This window comes from Chryseobacterium sp. KLBC 52 (assembly GCF_003347605.1).
Classification (GTDB): Bacteria; Bacteroidota; Bacteroidia; order Flavobacteriales; family Weeksellaceae; genus Chryseobacterium.
Genome location: NZ_QDFZ01000011.1, coordinates 146,472 through 167,006, shown reverse-complemented (window position 1 = coordinate 167,006; position 20,535 = coordinate 146,472). Strand labels below are relative to the sequence as shown.

Sequence of the window (20,535 nt, the reverse complement as noted above, 5' to 3'; positions counted from 1 at the left end):
TGTCATTCCGATTTCTATGACAAAAACAAAGAATTATTATAGTTTTTTTCATAAAGTTTCCCTGTTCTGATCATTGCAAAAATTCTATGAATAATTTTGTTTCTCACAGCGTTTAAAACTGCCATTTTGTTTTTACCATCACTTATTTTTCTGTGATAATATATTTTTAAATCATTTTCTAGTCTCACAGCTCTCATTGCAGCCATATGGAGTACTGTTTTCAATGATTTATCCGCATAATAAGAAAGTTTAGGTTTAAATTTTATTGATGTTCCGGATTGATAGCCAAAGGGGACCACACCTGCATAACAAGCTAATTTTCTGGGGCTATTAATCTTTGTAAACCCTTCTGTTTTGGCAATAATCATCCAGCTTAATACTTTTCCTACTCCTGGAATACTTTGTATACATCGCTTCTTGGAGTATAAATCTGAGTCATTATCAATGAGTTGTTCTATTTCATTTTCTAAAAAATCTATATGCTTTTCTAAAACTTCAATCTCCTTTTTATTCATTCTTAAAAATTTAGAATCATATCCTATACTTTCAAGTTGTGAATACAGATGTCTTTGTTTTAATAAAGAAGCTCTTAGCTTTATCTTAGAATTTCGCTCAGAAAACAGCACTTTAATTTTCTTTATGTTATCAGAGCATGGTTTCCATTCTATGAGCTCTTTTTCATGTTTCTCTGTGAACTCACAGATCCTTTTAGCATCAATTTTATCATTTTTACCCCTTATTAAGCCTATGCTTTTCTTTAAGTGTAAGGGGTTAAGTACAAAAACTTTAAAATTAAAATACTCCAGAACCTGATATAATTCCCAATTATATCTTCCTGTATTTTCCATGGAAACTATAGTCTCAGATTTTGGTTTTTGAAAAATTTTGAAGAATACTTTGATTGCCTTAGCTTCATTGGCAATAACATAAAAAGAATAAGAACCACACTTTTTAATACAGATATCCAGTGTCTTGGCACTAATATCAATACCTATTACAATTTTTTCCATACTTTTGGTTTAATTTATAAATGGAAGAGCAATTCATCTGATTCTTAACACCTTATAATGGGCTTTAAATCCCGAATTTCTATTTAAGTCTTTTGATGAAAAAGCATTTAGTTCTTTATCGGAATGTGAATCATATTCTAAGGAATCTATAGTGTAACTAAATGCTTGCTCTTTTCTAAATGTAATCATTTTATTTCATAGAACTAATCTAAAGGTAGGAATCCAGCAGCAATCCCATAAACACATACACACAAAGAAAACAGTACAATCCCGACCAATCTCCCAACTGAAGACGTGAAAATTCTCCTCCTCGGAGGGGTGGCAAAAATTCAAAGAATTTTTGACGGGGTGGTTCTCAAGTTTCCCTAACCCAACCACCACGAAAAAACGCCACCCGATACCATCAGATGACGTCATAGAATTTATTTAAAAATTCTGATAAAACTATCTTTCTCCAGGCTTTCCAGTGAGAAATCAAAATCAGCTTCCGCTTTTTCTGTGGTAATCTCACCTCCAAGTTCTTTGATAAGGTCATTGAAAGGCATCGCTTCATACCATTGCTGGTATAATGCACTTGTTGCCATTGCAGAAATCTGGCTATTTCCTGAAACATGAGCATGTCCGGCTCCGAAATTCAACAGTACGAAACATTGCTTTTCATTCTTTGTCACCAGCATTCCCAGAATCATTTGCTTCTGAACAGAATTACATCTGGCCTCAGCAAAGAGATGATTAGGATTCATCATATAATCGTAGGAAATGTCATCTCCTTTTCCGATCACAATTTTATATCCACAGTTGGAATCTCCGCTGAAAACGTTGTTCATGACAAGTGTTGGCTCACACAGACCTTTATTGGCATAAAGATATTCAACAGCGCCATTAGGAGCAGAAGTCATATCTCCGGAGTACATCAATTGTCCGTTACCATGGTTATAAGCGGCATTCCAACCAATTTTTCCGGCAATATTTAATCCTGAAAGGTCAAGGTCATTAGCACCCCATTGGTCTTCCCAATAAATACCTACAGCAAGTCTATCCGCATAAAAACGGGTTCCGGTAGGAATGTTTCCAACAAACATCTTTTCAGAAGTTGGCAACGCAAATTCTATATTCTCAGGGAAATAGAATTTCTTTCCGGATAGGTTTTCATACTTCAGTTTCAAAAAGTCCAGAATGAAATCATAATTGAACTGATTCACGTAAGTTTCCTTACCTTTTTTAGTCCATGATTTTCCGTTTCGGACTCTGTAGACAAATGTATCCTGGCCATACATTCTTGAGTAACATGCTGACAATGCTTTGAATAAGGCAAACGGTGTTGCATTTTCCAGCCAGTGCCAATCGCTGTTTTCCAATAGAGTATTTGTGGCGTCATTCAATGGGTTTGAAATCAATGGTTTATGATGGGTCTTAGATAACTTTGATATTTTATTGATCGCTTTTGGTGCTCTGTTTTTATAAGCCAGAAATAATGGTTTAAATCTGTTGAAAATTTCTGCCATTTTTTCCATTCCAAAGCTTTCAAATAAGAATGTCGGATTGAAATTACTCTGCTTTATTAAATTAATCAAATCATCATTTTTGATTAAAAGCGTAGTGTTCGTCGTTTTATAAATGACATAACGCAAGAATTCAACAGGATTTTCAGGGTAAATATCATAAAGATCAGCAATTTTTATAACCGCTTCTTTATTTCTGATGTTTTTTTTTCCTGTAAAATCATATTCCAGCTCCGTATGTAAAATAGAAAGCAAATCATCAATGGTTTCTTCTTTTAAAGCAATTCCTGATCTTAAAAGAGCAAGGCATTTTTCCTGCATTTCTTCCACAGAATAGGCTTTGATTACTTTAAAAACCAGCTTCATATCAGGAACATCCAATATTTCATTGGGAATATAGATTTCACTTTGGAAATTACTTCCATACGTTGACATATAATGGGTGATCTGTTCAATCAATAAATCAATTCTGGAAGTTTTTTTTATTTTCTCCCAGGATTTATGAAAGGTTTTATTCAAGTCATTACCATTCAGTTTTTCCTTTGCATAAAAAGAGATGATTTCATTTTTTGCCCATAAAGCATCCGGTTCAATGATGAATCCATCATTAGAAATAAATGGCTTTTCATCAGATTTTCTGGCCAGTACAGCATTGAATAATTGTAGTGTTTTCATTGTTTTAAGTTTAAAAAATAAGTGAGGAGTAGATTCATTAAAAGTGAAGGGTATAGGAACTCCTTTTACCTATAATTTATAAAAAGCGGGGAGTAATTTTCCGAAAATATAGGAACTCCCTTTGCCTTATAATTTGTAAAAAGGCGGAAAGTAAATCTGGAAATATAGGAACTTTCTTTGCCTTGAATTTTTTTAAATAACTTTTTAGTGCTGCGAAATTTTGGTTATTGTTTTTATTCAAACCTAACGGGTTTCTAAAACCCGTTAGGTTTAAATGTTAGCTTTGAACATACTATTAACATTATGCTTTTCTGAATTTCTTCTTTTTCTTCCATGGCGCATTCTTCTGAACATCTCCGGCCATAATACATCCGTAAGGCATCACTTCATCCAGAACTTCACAAAGTCCGTACTCTTCTATCTGTGCTCTTACGTTCTTCGCACTTTTATAAGCGCTTGGAAGTTCAGAAATATCAATCTCATTGGAATAGAAACGGATATCCAATCCTGCTGTTTCTTCATTGAAAATTTCCTCAGTGGTTTTATGAGCCAATGATCTTTTATGCTGGCTTCTGCTGAAATTTCTTCCTGCTCCATGCGGTGCAAAACCTAGGTTTCTTTCATTTGTTTTTCCCTGAACAATCAATACCGGTTCTGCCATATTCAACGGAATCAGTCTTGGTCCTGTAATATCAGGCATGAACTTGTCATCCAGTGGAGTAGCTCCTTTTGCATGATAGAACAGGTCTCCATCTTTGAAAACGAAGTTATGTTCGTTCCAATATCTGTTTTCCTTCTCCATTTCCAGCTTATTCAGCACGGCATCATGAAGGGAAGTATGATTTTCTTTGGTCCATTGTCTTATCAGTTGCAGGGCTTCCCAATACGATTTACCTTCATCGGTATCATAAGGAATCCAGGCATTTTCTCTTAATGTTTCAGGAGAGATTTCCTGTCTGAAACGGTTGGCAACCTTCATTCCTTTATCATATAAAGCGGCACCCGGAGCTCTTGATCCGTGATGGGTTACCATCATGGTATTTCCTGTATTTTTGGAAATTCCGACAAAAAGGAAGTGGTTTCCGTCTCCCTGAGTTCCCATATGAGAACGGGCAATGCTGATCAGTTTTTCATCCTGTAAGAATTCATTTTCTCTGAAAGCATCCATCAGTTCCTGAGACATCGGCATCTGTTCTCCTCTTGGTCTTCCTCCGTACCCGAAATGAGTGACAGAATGTGCTGCATCCAAAACATCTTTAGGATTTGTTTTTCCAAAATCTGTCAACATTACAGAACAACAGATATCAGCACTATGGAATCCAGGATGAATGGCATTTTTTGCCACGACCACACCTCCCACCGGAATCTGACCTTCAGGACCTGTAGGGCAGGCATCCGGCATTAAAGCTCCGCCAATAAGGGTAGGGGTTTTCATCAGAACTTTCATGGTTTTGATTACTTTGTCCACATTATCATTTTCACTTTCGTGTTCTGCACGTATGTTGATCATAAAATCTTTAGCTGTTTCATGAAGCGGCATAAGATCAGGCTGTTTGAACTGTACCAGATATTCTGCGATCTGATGTTCATCCAGATGATTCTCGTTGATATAGCTAATGGCATCTTTAAACCATTTTGCTGGTCTATATCCTAATTCGATTAAATGATTTCCATTAAATTCCATTTTGTTTCATTTTGATGATGCAAAGTAATATCATTATTGCGCAATAGTTTTGCGTAGATAAAGAAATTTTAATTATTTTTACAAAAATTAATTAAAAAGACGAAAAAGCACATTGGCAGACTCGTAAAAATAGTATAAAATTAAAAAAACAAGGTTCATGGTATTATTAGAACAATTAAAACATTTCCCGGAAACGATCCAGTTTAATGATGTGATCGCTCATATTGATGAACATTATGAATTTACTCCTACTGCTTTTCAAAACGGAGATACAACCAATCAGGCCGGACAGAACAATGGTTCGTGTAAGGTTTTCAGCTTTGCAAGCATTCAGGATCTGACAAAAGAACAGACACTTTGGCTTTTTGGTGAGTTCTACAGAGAAGATGTTTTGAAAAATCCTGAAGGAACTGATCATCAGAATATCCGGAATTTTATGAAATTCGGCTGGGAAGGGATTACTTTTGACGAAAATGCTTTGAAAGAAAAATAATCTAAAAAGCAGAATTTGCTTATAAAAACACCAAATCATTAAACACTAAGGAATGTCATCCAATAAAAATGCCCTCATCCGGTATAAAACACTAGATAAGTGCCTTAAAAATAAATACAGGAAATACACGCTGGAAGATCTCATTGATGAATGTTCAGAAGCATTGTTTGAATTTGAAGGGAAAGAATCTTATGTGAGTAAGAGGACTGTTCAGCTTGATCTTCAGAATATGCGGAGTGAAAAATTCGGATATGAAGCACCTATTGAAGTCTACGAAAGAAAATACTATCGTTATAGTGATCCGGAATACAGCATTCATAATATCTCTGTGAACGAAAGTGATCTGAAAGCGATGAATAATGCAGTTCAGATTTTAAAACAATTCAAAGACTTTTCTATGTTTAAGGAGATGAATGGGGTTATTCAGAAACTGGAAGACTCTATTCATGCAACCAGCCAGAAGTCCATTATCCATCTGGATAAAAATGAACAGTTAAAAGGGTTGGAACATATTGATATTCTGTACGAAAGTATTGCTAATAAAAAAGTTTTGAAGATCCTTTACAAAAGTTTTACGGCAAGGGAATCCAATATCTTTACAGTACATCCGCAGCTGTTGAAAGAGTTCAACAACCGTTGGTTTCTGATCTGTCTTTACAAACAGAAAATGTACAATCTGGCACTGGACAGAATGGAAAGTATTGAAACAGATGACAGTCTTCCCTATATTGACAAGGATCTGGATGGAGATGAATATTTTAAAGATATTGTAGGAGTAACCGTTGCAGAGTCAATGGATCCCAGGAATGTGATCTTTTGGGTGGATTCAGGTAATGCTCCTTATGTGAAAACAAAACCGCTGCATAAAAGTCAGGAAATCTTAAAGGAAGACCGTGACGGAACGCTGTTTAAAATATGTGTTCAGATCAATTATGAGCTGGAAAGACTTTTGCTTGGGTTCGGAGACTCTCTCATTGTGCATAAGCCCAAAAAACTACGGTTGAAAATGGAGGAAAAGTTCAGTGCAGGCAGTAAAAATTATCAGAATCTGATTGTTCCTGAGGAAAACTAACTTATTTTACATGCACTATTCATAAGGCTTTGTTAAAGATCATTTATTTTCATATTTTATCTTGGCTTGGAAATTGTATTATTAACTTAACAATACCAAATTAATTATGAAATCAAGAATATTTAAAGCATTAATTGCAATCATAGCTCCATTGGCGATAGAGTATATCGTGAAAAAAATATCTGAGAAAATAGATAAAAAACAGGAAGAAAAAGAGAGCGAAAAAAAGCAGATTACGGCTTAACGTAAAAGTAGTTTAAATTTAAAATTATTGAAAAGAGACTGTCATGAGGATGTACGGTCTCTTTTTTTTTGTTAATGGATCTTTTTGATGAACGCTGAAAACCACCCCGTCAAAAATTCTTTGAATTTTTGCCACCCCTCCGAGGGAGGGGAATTTTCACGTCTTCAGTTGGAATTGTGGTCAGTAATGTAATTTTTTTCTTCATATCCATTCCTGCATGATTGTGGCTGGGTTTCTATGGAATAGCAAACTGTGTGGATATGCCATCATTCCAATTGAGTATTCCGTAGGAATCTCGGTTTCCCTACACAAAATCATAAACGCCATCTTTCCAGCCCAATACTTTGGAAGAATCCGCTTTAAGCCAGTTTTTTAAAATCGTAGCATATACTTTTCTAAAATCCTCTTTGTAGATAAGATCTCCTTCATTCAGATTCTGAAGATCGGGAAGGGCGTTCAATAATCCTTTTTTCTTAAGATTTCCGCCGATAAAGAACATCTGGTTGGCTGTTCCGTGATCGGTTCCGTTACTGGCATTCTGTGCCACACGACGGCCAAACTCCGAGAATGTCATCAACAGTATATTTTTGAAAAGTCCATTGCTCTTCATGTCTGCTACAAATGATTGTACCGCTTCATTGATATCGTTGAATAACTTTTTCTGCCTTTCATTCTGGTTGACATGGGTATCGAAACTTCCCACGGAAAGGTAATACACCTGAGTGTTGATGTCAGACTTTATCAAAGAAGCTACCGTCTTGAAATCTTTTCCCAGCTGAGAATTGGGATAGATCTGCTCTGTCTTTTTAGCTTTACTTTTTTCAAAAATATAATCGGCATTGTTGATGGTAGAGCCTAAGGTCTGATAGAGATAAGACACCGTTTCATCATCGTGATGATGGTAGTAGAGAGATTTAAAATATTTTTCCTGGCTGGTTTGATAAAGCCTTTTAGGATCTTTAAAGGCAAAAGCTTTATTATTTTCCCCTTTTAAAGCAAGGCTTAGCATATCATCTACTTCTAGTGCCTGTGTGGGATGCTCACAACGATAGCATTCTTCATCCAGAAAACGCCCCAGCCAGCCTGTTTCCAGAAACTGATCACTTCTGCTTGCCGACTGCCAGATATCCATGCTTCGGAAATGAGATTTGTCCGGATTCGGATAACCTACATTATTCATTACAGACAGTTCGCCGTTATCAAAAAGTTCTTTAAAATAGGAGAGTGACGGATTGATTCCTGCCTCATCAGTAAGCGGTATAGAGTCATGAATAGCCAATGTTTTCCTTTCTCTGAAATAAATATCATTTTTAGCAGGAATAATGGTATTCAAACCATCATTTCCACCTGTAAACTGAAGAACTACCAGAATGTTCTGGTTAGGATTCAGTGCTTCATCCAGAGTCATAGCTTTAAGGAAATTAGGCATCAGCATAGAAGCGGTAGCCAAGGAACTTATTTTGAGGAATTCTCTTCTTTTGATTAGCATAATTTTGTTTTTAGGGGTTAAGGTGGCAGATGATAGGTGGCGGGTAGTAGGTTGTAAAGTTATAGCACCGGGTTTTATAGCAGTAAAAAATAAATAAATGATAGTCAAGTTATACTGCGACAGCTATTACCTGCTGCCTGCAACCTAAAACCTCCTACCTAACATAACTGATATTCCGGAGTAGACATCAGATTGATGACATTCATTTTTATACTCTTGTCAGAAAAATTCCGTACAGAATTCATATCGAGACTTTGGGTATCCTGCAGAAGATAATCTTCACAGTTTTTATTAGCAAAAAGCTTTTCAATACGATCCCAGTCGATGGTGATATTTGGGTTTTTAAAGCTCTTGTTTAAAGTTGTTTCACGGGATTTCATTCCCATATCAATATCGTCATCCTGCCGCGGGCTGTATTCCAAAGGACGAAGTCCGGACCAGATCTGTGGAACCTGAAGTCTAAGCATCAGAGTAGAACTGTCAATCCATGATTTTCCATTCGGCCATCCCGCTACATTGGGAGGATAAAGGAGCATTTGTCCTAATAATTTCTGGTACACGATGAGGTTTTCAGGATTCTGAATATGCATAGGAAGGATTCTCATCATTCCTGCCATCAGTTCTACAGGCGATTTTATACGGTTTCCGATATTCTTCTGATCATAAAACCATGTGCTTGAAAAGATTTCAGTCATTAGCTTTTTGATATCATATCCTGAGTGATAGAAATTGGTGCTGAGCTGATTAACAATCTCCTGATCTGGTTTTTCATTGACGAAGAATTTGTAAATCTTCGTTGTAATAAACAGTGCCGTAGCCTTTTGTTCCAGAATAATATTGAGAACATCATTTCCGTCAAAGTTTCCGGTTTTTCCTAAAAAGGTTTTGCTGCCTTCGTCATGAAGATTTTTCCTTTCTTTAAAATTACCTCCCTTATCATAGCTCCATCCTGTAAAAGCTCTGGCTCCTTCTCTTATATCTTTTTCAGTGTATTTGCCTCTTCCCATGGTAAATAGTTCCATCACTTCACGGGCAAAATTTTCATTAGGATGATCTTTTTTATTCTGCTGATTATTCAGAAAGTTAAGCATGGCAGGCGATTGGCTTACTTCAAAAAGCAGATCTTTGAAATTGCCCAGTGCATTTTTCCTGATCGTATTCAAAAGCTGTTTGTTGAACCTTGGATTTTGTACTCTTGATGCAAAATGCCCATGCCAGAAAAACGCCATTTTTTCTCTCATCTGTTCCTTGCTGTTAACGATGGAGTTCAGAAAACTCAGGTTCAGTTCGTTATTTTGTTCCCTGTTGATCCGCTGCATTTCTTTTTTCTTTTCTGCAGGAGCGGTACTGTTCATATAATCTGCCACAGAAACCGGATCAGGAGTGTCATATGTGATTTCACTGAAGCTTTCTTCTTTAAATAATTCATTCATTAACGTTTTAATGTTTTTATTTTTCAAATCATCAATTTGATTAATACCAACACCAAAACCCGCTCGCCAAAGAAGATGCTTGTTTTTTAATAATGAATCAGCCATCATAGAGAATTTATTTTTTGATGTATTTTGAAGAAAAAGGTTAAAATAACAACGGTTAAGGATTGTTAATAGTATTGTATAAGGCTTGAATCTTGAGGCTAGAGGTATGAAGTTTGAGGTATGAAGTTTTGGATATTCGAAATAGAGTTGAGTTGATTTAATGGAGCTATATTTCTTCCGGCATCCGGCTTCCTTTCTTTTATTCTTTAATTCACTTTTTAGGACCCGTTTTTTGATAAATTTTGTTAAACAATTATTTAAATTTTGTTAAAATTAATTTGTTGATAGTCATTATTTTATGAATTTAATCAATGTTAAAAGCAGAGGAAAATCCTTGCTTGGCATGATTTTTACATCTTCTTGTTTAGTAAAATTAAAAAATTAGAGTTATGAAAATGTTTAAACAAGCAATAGTACTGGCTGGTATTTTAACAGCAGGTATCGCAAGCGCCCAAAGTGCTCAAATGAACAATATGATCAAGGTAGGTGCAAATGTTGGTTTAGCAGTTCCCGCAGATAATCTTTCCGCTGCAGTAGGAGTGGATGTAGCATACCAGAATCTGATCACACCTGGATTCGGACTTGGTATCGCATCAGGATATACGCACTATTTTGGAAAAGAGAACAACGGATATAAAAACAATGATGTAGGAGTAGTTCCTGTAGCAGCTTTAATCCGAATTTATCCGAAACAAACCGGTTTTTATTTCGGAACTGACTTAGGATACGGATTCCTGGTTGGAGATAAAGCAGTGGCGTCAAACACTAATACTGAAAGAGCAAGCGGAGGTTTCTACCTTAAACCGGAGATCGGATATCACAACAGAGACTGGAATTTCTTCGTACAATACCAAAAGGTTTTCGTAGGAACTAAAGGAGATTTGCCAGGTCAGGACTATAATGTGGGGAATATCGGAGTAGGATTCGGTTACAATATTCCATTAGGAAAGTAGTTAGATTTAATATATAAACAATTATTAACCAAAACCTTTTCACGAAAGTGGAAAGGTTTTTTTGTTCTGTGCAGGATTTACAAAAACAATTATTATATTTGGTAAAATTTGAGGTTATGATTCTGAATCCAAAATTTCCACTTTATTTACCAGGAGTAGAGAACAGTAATAATGATAATGTTTCTATCATTGGAGCAAGTCTCCGTGAAGATATAACAATCTTAGGCTATTTTGTATCCGGGAACGGAGGTCTTGAGATAAAAGTAGAAAATACATATGCAACCAAAGAATATTCTTCTTTTTCAGATATTTTAAAGAAGTTTATTCAGGATAATCAGCTTGAAAACGTAAAACGTCTGGGAATGGCAGTGCCAGGTCCTGTATTGGACGGGAAAAGCAGTCCAGCAAGATTAGGTTGGTATTTAGATATTGCCGAGTATACACGCGATTTCGGGTTTGAAAAAGTAGAAATGCTGAACGACCTGGAAGCTTCAGCCTACGGGATGGCTCTTCTTGAAGATAATCACCTTGAAGCTATTTATACAAGCGGACATCTTGAAAAAGGAAATGTAGCGGTTCTTGCTCCCGGAAACGGATTAGGAGAAGCCGGATATTTCTTTGACGGAAAATACCTGAGACCTTTCGCCACAGAAGGAGGACACTCAGAGTTTTCACCAAGAACCAACGTAGAAGTTGAATTTTACCAGTTCTTAAATAATATCTATGGTATTGTAAGCTGGGAAAATGTACTTTCAAAGTCAGGTTTATTCAATATCTACAGATTCTTAAGAGACGTGAAAAGACACCCTGAACCTGAATGGTTAGGAGAACGTCTTGCACAGGGGAATTTTGTGGAAGAACTTTATAAAGCGGCTATTGAGGAGAATGTACTGATCTGCAGAATCGCTTTGGATACTTTCCTTGAGTTTCTGGCAAGAGAGGCCAATAACTTAACATTGAAATTAAAGGCTACCGGAGGTTTACTGATTGCCGGAGATATTCCGCAGATGATTGCAGACTATATTGATAAGGCGAAATTCTACGAGAAATTCAAGATCAGTGATAAAATGGAGGAAATGCTGAAAAATACTCCCATCTATCTGGTTAAGCAAAACCATACTGCATTAAATGGTATAGCGCTTTACACCGCTTACTATCAGCTATAAAATAAAACTCCGAAGAAATTCGGAGTTTTTTTATGGGATGATATTATTCATGAAAATAATAATTTTTATTGATATACATCAATGAAATCTATTGAATAAGATACCTACCTTTGTACTGTTAAATAAGTAAATAACTCTATTCAATGAAAAAAATATTTTTATTAGCAGTTTTAGCTGGTGGTTTAGCTTTCGGACAGTCAAAAAAAGTAGTAGCGTCTGATGTACACTGGTGGGGATACAAAGTAGCAAAATCTGAGGCTAGCTCTCACGACGGTACTGTGAAAGTAAAGTCTGGAGATATGGTGATGAAAGGAAACCAGTTGGTAGGCGGAAGCTTCGTATTGGATATGACTTCAATCAGCTCTACTGACCTTACAGGAGAATATCAGCAGAAATTAAACGGACACCTTAAAAACGGTGACTTCTTTGAAGTGGAAAAATTCCCAACTGCTAGCTTCAAAATTACAGGAGTAAAGAAAAACAACGATAAAATTTATAATTCTCTTGTAACCGGAAACCTTACTGTAAAAGGAAAAACAAGCCCAATCTCTTTCCCTGCAAAGATTTCTTACAGCAAAGGAGTAGTAAGTTTAGTATCAAACAAATTCTCTTTCGACAGACAAAAATTTGACGTAGCTTACAAGTCTACAATGCAGGATGTTTTTGTGAAGGATGATATTGATATGCTTGTAAAGGTAACTGCTCAATAAATTAATCAAAAAAAGATTATTAAAAGTGTAGAAGTTCTACACTTTTTTTTATTTTTGTTGAATTGTAAATAAAAAAGAATGAAAAGATTACTATTGTTTGCTATGGTGTGCGCAAGCATGTCATTTGTTTCTGCCCAGAAGAAATTTGATAAGGTTGCAAAAGTGACTTCATCAGAGATCAGATGGTGGGGGTATAAGGTGGTGAAAACTGAAGAAACTTCCCACTCAGGAACAATAAAGCTAAAAAGCGGAAAATTCAACTTTGACCATACGGTGCTTGTTGACGGAGAGTTTGTAATAGATATGAGAAGTATGATGGCAGGGGATGTTTCTGATGAAGATCAGATCAAGCTTACCAACGACCTGAAAAGTACAAACTTCTTTGAAGTGAAAAAATTCCCTATTGCAAAATTCCATTTGACTAAAATTATTCCTTTAGCAAACAGTGAATACAATTCTACAGTGTACGGTGATCTTACCCTTAAAGGAGTGAGAAAAACAATCTCTTTCCCTGCGAATGTTTATGTTACTCAGTTTACAACTTCGATTGAGTCTGCAAAGTTCTCTCTGAACAGAAGAGACTTTAAAGTATTCTATCAGTCTTCATTGAAAGATTATTTCATCAAGAACGAAATGGACATTCAGTTCAAAGTTTCTACAGAAATGCTGGATAACGAAAACAGAATTCCAAAGAAGAAAAAATAAGAGATATTTTTATCAATACAGAAGAGCAGTTCGTGAGGACTGCTCCTTTTTTATGCTTTATCCCATAAAGATTGGGTACTGCGTTTCCCTTGTTTCTGTATTTTTCATAAATTAGTGGTATGAAAATTTATATCGTAAGCGGTCTGGGAGCAGACTTCAAGGTCCTTGAAAGAATAGAGTTTCCCAAACACTGTGAATTGATTTTTATAGACTGGCTTATTCCTGAAAAAAATGAGCCTTTCGATGCCTATGTTAAAAGAATGGCAGAGAAAGTAGATGATGCAGAACCATTTTATCTGCTAGGTTATTCTTTCGGTGGAATTATTGTGCAGGAGATCAATCAATTGAAACCTGCAGAAAAAGTTGTGATCCTGGGAAGTATAAAATCTGATAAGGAAAAATCCAGATTCATCAGGACAGGTGAGGTTACCAGGATTCCAAGAATTCTTCCTGTAGGATTGTTCAACGATAAAGCAGCCAACGTGTATGCAGTTATCCGAAAGCTTTTTGATCCTAAAAATCCTAAACTTCTTCAATATTTTAAAGTAAGAGACCCTTATTATCTGAAATGGTCTGTGGAAAAAGTTTCTGAATGGAAGTTTGATGAAAACCCGAATGTTATTCAGATATCAGGTGATAAAGACATTGTTTTTCCCATCCGTTATTCGAATCCGGATTACGTGATAAAAGGAGGAACCCATCTTTTTCCCGCTACAAAATCCAAAGAAGTTTCGAAAATACTAAAGGAAGTGTTTTGTGAAAATTAAAAATATTATTCGTGTAATGGTATTTTTATAGGGGTGTGCTATTCAAAATTATAGTTTTTATGAAAATTATGTTTAAATTTGATAGGGTTAAATATGAATTTTATGAAAGTTGGCTTAAAATGGATTGTTTCATTCTCTGTTATCGCGCTTGTAGCCATCGGAGGGTTATTCTGGAATCCGGCTGCAGATATTCCTGATACGGGAGCGTTTTTAAGTGAAGATAAAATTGTAGGTGCGGATGTAGCCTGGATTTTGGCTGCGGCAGGGCTTGTTCTTTTGATGACACCGGGACTTTCCTTCTTTTATGGTGGAATGGTTGGGAAGAAAAATGTCATTTCTACGATGCTGCAGAGCTTTATTGCTTTAGGAGTGATCTCTATGGTCTGGGTTGTTGTAGGTTTTTCTTTATCCTTCGGAGAATCTCTGGGCATTACGATTGCCGGAAAACATTATGGCATCATTGGAAATCCTTTAAGTTATCCCTTTTTTAATGGAGTCGGAAATTTGCCTCATAAACTGATGGCACCAACGATACCATTTATCCTGTTTGCTCTGTTTCAGATGAAGTTTGCGGTTATTACTCCGGCTATTATTACGGGATCATTCGCAGAAAGGGTTCGCTTTATTTCCTATTTATTATTCATCGTTCTTTTCAGTATCTTTATTTATACGCCTCTTTGTCATATGGTATGGCATCCGGAAGGCCTTTTGAATAAATACTTTGGAGTAAAGGATTTTGCTGGTGGAACCGTGGTGCATATGAGTGCAGGCTTTGCAGCCCTTGCCGGCGCTATGGTGGTAGGAAACCGAAAAAATCCGCATCATGAACCTTCGAATATCCCGTATGTACTTCTGGGAACAGGAATGCTGTGGTTCGGATGGTTTGGTTTCAATGCCGGATCTGCGCTGAGTGCTTCTGCGTCTGCGGCTACCGCTTTTGGAACAACTACCATTGCTTCTGCTTCAGCGATGATGACCTGGATCTTTTTTGACAGAATAAATGGAAGAAGTGTTTCTGCTTTGGGAGCGTGTATCGGAGCAGTGGTAGGTTTGGTAGCCATTACTCCGGGATGTGGTTTTGTAAGTATTCAGGAGAGTCTTTTTATAGGATTTATTACAGCGATAGTTTCTAATATAATGGTCAACTGGAAAGGGTTAAAGAAAATAGATGACACACTGGATGTTTTTGCCTGTCATGGAGTAGGGGGAATTATGGGAATGATTCTTACCGCCATCTTTGCTCATGGTGAAAAAGCCAGTCTGCTTCATGGTGGGATTGAAGTATTTCTTCATCATATGGCAGCATTGATTTTGGTGTCTGCTTTTACATTCTTCGGTTCATTGCTGTTGTACAAGATTACAAATGCTATCATTACGCTAAGGGTTTCTGAAGAGTCCGAAAATAAAGGTCTTGACCTTTCTCAACATGAGGAAAGTTTCAGCTGATAAAAATAGAGGACTTTCCCAAAAGTGTCATTCTGAAAGAAATGAAATGTAGTGAAGAATCTGATCCGTATGGTTATTAATAAGATTCTTCCTTCGTCAGAAATCAAAGATTCGACGTAGTCAATGACAAGTGCCCAATAATTGGGCTTTTGAGATAGCCTGCTGATTGTTATATTAAATCAAAAATAATTTATCGAATGGATTCAATGGCTTCGAAGATTTTATTTTTAGAATTTTCAAAGACCTCACCTCCGAATTCTTCATTATCTAAGGAATGAATGGTAACATCATGTACACCCATAATTCCGAAAATATGCTTCAGATAAGTCGTTTGGAAATTGATATGTCCGTTCTTTTCATTTTCTCCGTATCCGGTATCACCACGGGTTGAGAGGATAAAAAGCTTTTTGTTTTCAAGAAGTCCTACATAGTCACCATCCGGAACTCCGGATCGGAATTTCCATGTTTCATTGATTCGCATGACCTGATCAATATATGCTTTTAATCCGGACGGAATAGACCAGTTGTACATAGGTGTTCCGATGACATATACATCATGTTCTTTGAGTTCTTTGACGAGTTCATTACTCAGCTGTAAAGGTTTTTGGTTTTCTTCAGCTTTGTCTGAAGATCTTTTGAATGCGCCTGCAATCCATGATTCATCAATATTGGGAATAGTATCAGTTCCTGCTTCTCTGTAGGTGAACGTGTCAAGAGGGTATTTGCTTGTCCAGTTTTCAACGAAAAGCTGGGTCAGTTTTCGGCTGTAAGATCTTTCGTTTCTTACACTGGCATTAATAATCAGTATTTTCATTTGTTAAGAATTTATACCCGCAAAATTCCTGATTATTGAGTTGTGAAAAATTGATCTAGTTCAAGAGGATTTATTTTTTTTCCTGATCCGGCTGATGAATTCGGGAGTTACACCGAGATAGGAAGCAATCAGATACTGAGGAACTCTGGAGGAAATATCAGGATAGGTTTCCAGAAAATCATAATACTTCTGTTCCGCTTTGTGCATATGATTGAACACGACTCTTTTTTCCAGCGTTCCGAGATAACTTTCCAGAATGATTCTGAAGTATCTTTCTAAGGAGGGAATTTCCTTCAGCATTTTTTGAAAAGACTGATGGCTGATCTGTAGGAGCTTTGTTTCTTCTACCGCCTGAATATTATAAATAGAAGGTTTCTGTTTTGAAAAACTGGTGATATCAGTAGCCCACCAGTGATCAATGGCTAAAAAGAGAATTTCTTCATTTCCGTTGTCTTCATTGATGCAGAAAGCTTTTAAAACACCTGAAATGATATAACTGTCATGGCGGCAGATTTCTCCGTTTCTCAATAGGAAATCACCTTTTTCCAATGTCTTTTCTGTCCAGAAACTTTTACAGACCGTTATTTCTTCCGGACTTAATTGGACATGCTGCAAAATGCTTTTAATTAATGTTTCCATTTAAAAAAAATGATTAAAAAGAACAGTATAATGATAGATCAGATTGAAATTCATATAACCGGCTAATCTACAAAAATACTTGTTTTACGGACTGTCAAAACCAAATAAATCTAAGATTTTGCTATGCATATATTAGGATTTATCATGTATCTTTGTTTCTGAGGAAAATGACGAATCATTTATGGAATCAATATCGGTTTTTGAGATTATTAAAGTAGGGATAGGCCCATCCAGTTCGCATACAATGGGACCTTGGAATGCAGCAGCTGCATTTATCAGGATTATAAAAAGAGAAAGATCAATCGAAGAAGTTAAAGAAGTTTTTCTTGAATTCTTTGGCTCACTCGCCAAAACGGGGATTGGGCACGGAACTGATATTGCCGGAATGCTTGGGTTGAACGGAGAAGATTTTAAGACGATCAACACTTCAAAAATTGATGAAAAGATAGATTACATCAAGAGTACTCAGACCATTAATCTTGGTGGTGAAAAGGTAATTCCATTCATCTACGGACATCATTTGATTTTAAACATGAAAAAGAGCCTTGATTTTCATCCGAACGGAATGATCTTCAGAGCTGTTTTCGAAGACGGAACTGAACTTGTGCAGGATTTTTATTCTGTAGGAGGCGGTTTCATTGCCAGCCAGGAAAAAAACTCTATTCAGAAGCAGTGTGTACGTACGCTGTATCCTTGTCATAAAGCTTCAGATATTGCAAAATACTGTGAAAAGCTGGGATTTGACAAAATGTCAGATTTGATTTTCATGAATGAAGAAAGCTGGAGAACTCAGGACGAAACAAGACAGGAAGCGCTTTACATCTGGCAGCAGATCAAAGAATGCATTTATAAAGGAGTAAACAAAGAAGGAATTCTTCCGGGCGGACTGAATGTTACCCGAAGAGCAGCAGGAATCAACAGAAAGCTGCTGGGAGATAAGATTTATAAAAATAAAGATGAATGGTTCCAGCAGGTAGTAGACGCTGAAGAGAACTTTACTAATATCAACAAGTGGATTGCCTGTTTTGCACTGGCTGTGAATGAAGAGAATGCAAGTTTCGGAAGGATTATTACTGCGCCTACCAATGGAGCGAGTGGGGTTATTCCGGCGGTATTGATGTACTCTCAGGCATTTACCCCATTTACGAGTGAGGAGGATATTATAAGATTCTTGCTTGTAGCAGGAGAAATCGGGACCTTATTCAAGAAAAATGCAACTATTTCTGCGGCGATGGGAGGATGTCAGGCGGAAATCGGAGTATCATCTGCCATGGCAGCAGCCGGACTTACAGAAATCTTAGGAGGAAGCGTAGGGCAGGTATTGATGGCGGCAGAAATTGCGATGGAACATCACCTTGGATTAACCTGCGATCCAATTAAAGGATTGGTACAGATTCCATGTATCGAAAGAAATACAATGGGCGCGATGAAAGCCATTACGGCAGCCAATATCGCACTGGAAAGTGATCCTACCAAGGCAAAGGTAACATTGGATGAGGTGATTCTTACCATGTGGGAAACGGCTCAGTCTATGAGTGACCGTTTTAAAGAAACTTCCGAAGGCGGACTTGCCATTGCCGTTAACGTTCCGGAGTGTTAATAGAAATACCATTATTTTACAACATAAAACCCTTAGACATTACTGACTAAGGGTTTCTTAATAAAATAAAAGTAAAAACCGTTGGGCTTTTAGTATCGTGTGGAATTGCTTACCTTAAAATTCCTCTGATTCTGTTGGCATTGGTGATCAGCTCTTCAAGGTATTCATAATTCTCTTTTTCAAGGGCAGATTTGAATTTTCTGAGTTGGGAGATATGTTCGTTCAGCACATCCAGCACATTTTCTTTGTTTTGTTTAAAGATGGGAACCCACATTTCAGGATGCGATTTGGCAAGACGTACCGTACTTGAAAAACCGGAGCTCGCAAGCTGAAAAATAGTTTCTTCCTCACGTTCTTTTTCCAATACCGTATTGGCAAGGGCATAAGATGTAATGTGGGAAATATGGGAAATATAAGCGGTATGGACATCGTGATCTTGGGCATCCATGTAAATCATGTGCATATCAAGGGCATTAACCACTTGTTCAACAATGTTCAGTGCATCTTCTGCGGATTCTTCTTTGTTACAAATGACACCTGCTTTTCCGGAGAAACTTTCTGCAATAGCGGATTTCGGACCGTTATTTTCTGTTCCCCACATCGGGTGGAAAGCCACAAATCTTGAACGTTTCGGATGGTCTTTTACCGCATTTACGATGCCTGCTTTTGTAGAACCTGCATCCATTACCGTCTGCTGGTCAGTTACTAAGTCAAGAACAGAAGGCAATAGTTTTCTTGCCGCATCTACAGGAATGGCAAGAATAATCAGATCCGAATTTTTAATTCCATGCTCAAGATCTACTCCGGCATCAATGATTTTAAGTTCTAATGCGTCACTGATATGCTGTGTATTGTTATCGATTCCGTAGATGAAACTGGCGATGTTTTTTTCTCTTAATTTCAAAGCCATCGAACCACCAATTAATCCTACTCCAATAATACTTATTTTCATCTTTCTTTATTTTTTAAAATAAAAAAACCTCGTCCCTAGGACGAGGTTTTAAATTATATTCATAAGAATCCCTATCCCAGAGCTGAGGTAAAAATTCTATAATAATATGTTCCGTTATTAAAATTCACATAGCAAAGGTAAAAATATTTTTTTAATGAGACGAAATTTCTTTTCTAACTTTTGTATACATGAGATTAATAGTTTGTGGTAAACTTCATATTTTAACAAGTTGTTTTTGGGAGCAATCAGAGATTATTATTCAGATTTTATTCTGCTTTTATGAACATATCCTTTTTTACCTGCCTTAGAAACCACTAACCACCAATCTCCGTTTTGGTCTAAAACTTCAACTTGTTCACCTGTATTGATTTTTTGCAGGATTTGGGAAGAAGAGTTTTTCTCCTTTCTTAGGTTGGTAAAACCATCACTATCCTGAATGTAAAAGGCTGTTTTACTGTGACTTTTCTCTACTCTACATTTTTTGGCTCTTACATTTTCCTCAGGAATGGGTATTATTTTATCAGTCCATCCGTATTTCTGGATATCAATATTTTGGGGAACATCGCAAATATATTTTACTGCATCCTGAGAAATATCTGACATTGTTTTATAGATAATATTTTTAAGAAGCCAGGTGTTATTATCCAGGATAATATTATATTCTTTTTCATAATATCCGCGGTCAGGGAAGGATGTTTTTATAGTGAACCCTTTATTTCCGGATATTGGAAGGATATCATTGATAACATTACCTCCATCCTCAGAGAAGTTTCTTGTTTCCAGTGCTAATGTATATTTACCTTCCTTATCCCCCAAAAAGATAAATAAATTTTCTCCTTGATAAGGTTTGTTACTTACAATTTTGTCAGAGATGCCATCTTTATTGATATCAAAGGTCTTTATGAAATAATCTTCATTATTGATGTAGGTTTCGAATGAGCTTCTTGTAGTTTCAGCTGATGGCTGTCGGAGTTTTACAATACCTTTGTTTTTATGTTGGGAAGAGCAGGTGAACCCGAGTGTTAAAGCAATAAACAGGAATATATTTTTCATTAAATTTACTTTGAAGGTTTTAA

19 protein-coding genes are annotated in these 20,535 nt (G+C 36.5%); 10 read left to right on the top strand and 9 right to left on the bottom strand.

What is annotated here, in order from left to right:
• Nucleotides 1–14: 14 nt before the first annotated feature.
• The 3 genes from DDF69_RS13515 to DDF69_RS22525 all read right to left on the bottom strand — a co-directional run bounded on the left by DDF69_RS13515 (nucleotide 15) and on the right by DDF69_RS22525 (nucleotide 4,289).
• Nucleotides 15–1,010, bottom strand: a complete 996-nt coding sequence (locus DDF69_RS13515; protein WP_114821245.1) for an IS110 family transposase — start codon at nucleotides 1,008–1,010, stop codon at nucleotides 15–17.
• A 422-nt stretch (nucleotides 1,011–1,432) separates the two neighbouring features.
• The gene (locus DDF69_RS13510) at nucleotides 1,433–3,187 is read right to left on the bottom strand and encodes a hypothetical protein (protein ID WP_114821244.1); all 1,755 of its coding nucleotides are present in this window, start codon (nucleotides 3,185–3,187) and stop codon (nucleotides 1,433–1,435) included.
• 301 nt (nucleotides 3,188–3,488) lie between these two features.
• On the bottom strand, nucleotides 3,489–4,289 hold the full coding sequence (locus tag DDF69_RS22525; RefSeq protein ID WP_410494290.1) for an RtcB family protein: 801 nt from the start codon (nucleotides 4,287–4,289) through the stop codon (nucleotides 3,489–3,491).
• Nucleotides 4,290–5,028: 739 nt separating this feature from the next.
• Between DDF69_RS22525 and DDF69_RS13500 the strand changes: the two genes are divergently transcribed.
• From DDF69_RS13500 to DDF69_RS22205, 3 genes are all read left to right on the top strand, one after another.
• The gene (locus DDF69_RS13500; protein WP_114821242.1) at nucleotides 5,029–5,364 is read left to right on the top strand and encodes a HopJ type III effector protein; all 336 of its coding nucleotides are present in this window, start codon (nucleotides 5,029–5,031) and stop codon (nucleotides 5,362–5,364) included.
• Between the two features lie 52 nt (nucleotides 5,365–5,416).
• Nucleotides 5,417–6,436, top strand: a complete 1,020-nt coding sequence (locus DDF69_RS13495) for a helix-turn-helix transcriptional regulator (RefSeq protein WP_114821241.1) — start codon at nucleotides 5,417–5,419, stop codon at nucleotides 6,434–6,436.
• A gap of 106 nt (nucleotides 6,437–6,542) precedes the next feature.
• Nucleotides 6,543–6,680 carry a hypothetical protein gene (locus DDF69_RS22205; RefSeq protein ID WP_167497810.1) on the top strand — a complete coding sequence of 46 codons (138 nt, stop codon included), beginning with the start codon at nucleotides 6,543–6,545 and terminating at the stop codon, nucleotides 6,678–6,680.
• Between the two features lie 304 nt (nucleotides 6,681–6,984).
• Here DDF69_RS22205 and DDF69_RS13490 read toward each other — a convergent pair whose 3' ends face one another.
• Complete coding sequence (locus DDF69_RS13490; protein WP_114821240.1) at nucleotides 6,985–8,169, bottom strand: DUF1501 domain-containing protein; 1,185 nt, start codon at nucleotides 8,167–8,169, stop codon at nucleotides 6,985–6,987.
• Nucleotides 8,170–8,327: 158 nt separating this feature from the next.
• Nucleotides 8,328–9,707, bottom strand: coding sequence for a DUF1800 family protein (locus DDF69_RS13485; protein WP_228411994.1), 1,380 nt, complete (start codon nucleotides 9,705–9,707; stop codon nucleotides 8,328–8,330).
• Between the two features lie 389 nt (nucleotides 9,708–10,096).
• On the opposite strand from DDF69_RS13485, the gene DDF69_RS13480 reads away from it, so the two are divergent.
• The 6 genes from DDF69_RS13480 to DDF69_RS13455 all read left to right on the top strand — a co-directional run bounded on the left by DDF69_RS13480 (nucleotide 10,097) and on the right by DDF69_RS13455 (nucleotide 15,454).
• On the top strand, nucleotides 10,097–10,660 hold the full coding sequence (locus tag DDF69_RS13480; protein ID WP_114821238.1) for a hypothetical protein: 564 nt from the start codon (nucleotides 10,097–10,099) through the stop codon (nucleotides 10,658–10,660).
• A 116-nt stretch (nucleotides 10,661–10,776) separates the two neighbouring features.
• Nucleotides 10,777–11,826, top strand: a complete 1,050-nt coding sequence (locus DDF69_RS13475) for a glucokinase (RefSeq protein WP_114821252.1) — start codon at nucleotides 10,777–10,779, stop codon at nucleotides 11,824–11,826.
• Nucleotides 11,827–11,969: 143 nt separating this feature from the next.
• On the top strand, nucleotides 11,970–12,536 hold the full coding sequence (locus DDF69_RS13470; protein ID WP_114821237.1) for a YceI family protein: 567 nt from the start codon (nucleotides 11,970–11,972) through the stop codon (nucleotides 12,534–12,536).
• Between the two features lie 78 nt (nucleotides 12,537–12,614).
• Complete coding sequence (locus tag DDF69_RS13465) at nucleotides 12,615–13,241, top strand: YceI family protein (protein WP_114821236.1); 627 nt, start codon at nucleotides 12,615–12,617, stop codon at nucleotides 13,239–13,241.
• A 119-nt stretch (nucleotides 13,242–13,360) separates the two neighbouring features.
• Entirely contained in the window at nucleotides 13,361–14,008 is a 648-nt protein-coding gene (locus tag DDF69_RS13460; protein ID WP_114821235.1) for an alpha/beta hydrolase, read from the top strand.
• Nucleotides 14,009–14,110: 102 nt separating this feature from the next.
• Nucleotides 14,111–15,454, top strand: coding sequence for an ammonium transporter (locus DDF69_RS13455; protein WP_114821251.1), 1,344 nt, complete (start codon nucleotides 14,111–14,113; stop codon nucleotides 15,452–15,454).
• A 190-nt stretch (nucleotides 15,455–15,644) separates the two neighbouring features.
• Here the strand turns inward: DDF69_RS13455 and DDF69_RS13450 are convergent, their stop codons facing one another.
• Both DDF69_RS13450 and DDF69_RS13445 read right to left on the bottom strand, forming a co-directional pair.
• Nucleotides 15,645–16,268 carry an FMN-dependent NADH-azoreductase gene (locus DDF69_RS13450; protein ID WP_114821234.1) on the bottom strand — a complete coding sequence of 208 codons (624 nt, stop codon included), beginning with the start codon at nucleotides 16,266–16,268 and terminating at the stop codon, nucleotides 15,645–15,647.
• Between the two features lie 60 nt (nucleotides 16,269–16,328).
• On the bottom strand, nucleotides 16,329–16,907 hold the full coding sequence (locus DDF69_RS13445) for a Crp/Fnr family transcriptional regulator (RefSeq protein WP_114821233.1): 579 nt from the start codon (nucleotides 16,905–16,907) through the stop codon (nucleotides 16,329–16,331).
• A 181-nt stretch (nucleotides 16,908–17,088) separates the two neighbouring features.
• Between DDF69_RS13445 and DDF69_RS13440 the strand changes: the two genes are divergently transcribed.
• Nucleotides 17,089–18,507 carry an L-serine ammonia-lyase gene (locus tag DDF69_RS13440; RefSeq protein ID WP_114821232.1) on the top strand — a complete coding sequence of 473 codons (1,419 nt, stop codon included), beginning with the start codon at nucleotides 17,089–17,091 and terminating at the stop codon, nucleotides 18,505–18,507.
• A gap of 109 nt (nucleotides 18,508–18,616) precedes the next feature.
• On the opposite strand, the gene DDF69_RS13435 is transcribed toward DDF69_RS13440, so the two are convergent.
• Nucleotides 18,617–19,459 carry a prephenate dehydrogenase gene (locus DDF69_RS13435; protein WP_114821231.1) on the bottom strand — a complete coding sequence of 281 codons (843 nt, stop codon included), beginning with the start codon at nucleotides 19,457–19,459 and terminating at the stop codon, nucleotides 18,617–18,619.
• A 255-nt stretch (nucleotides 19,460–19,714) separates the two neighbouring features.
• On the bottom strand, nucleotides 19,715–20,512 hold the full coding sequence (locus tag DDF69_RS13430; protein ID WP_114821230.1) for an SH3 domain-containing protein: 798 nt from the start codon (nucleotides 20,510–20,512) through the stop codon (nucleotides 19,715–19,717).
• Between the last annotated feature and the right edge of the window lie 23 nt (nucleotides 20,513–20,535).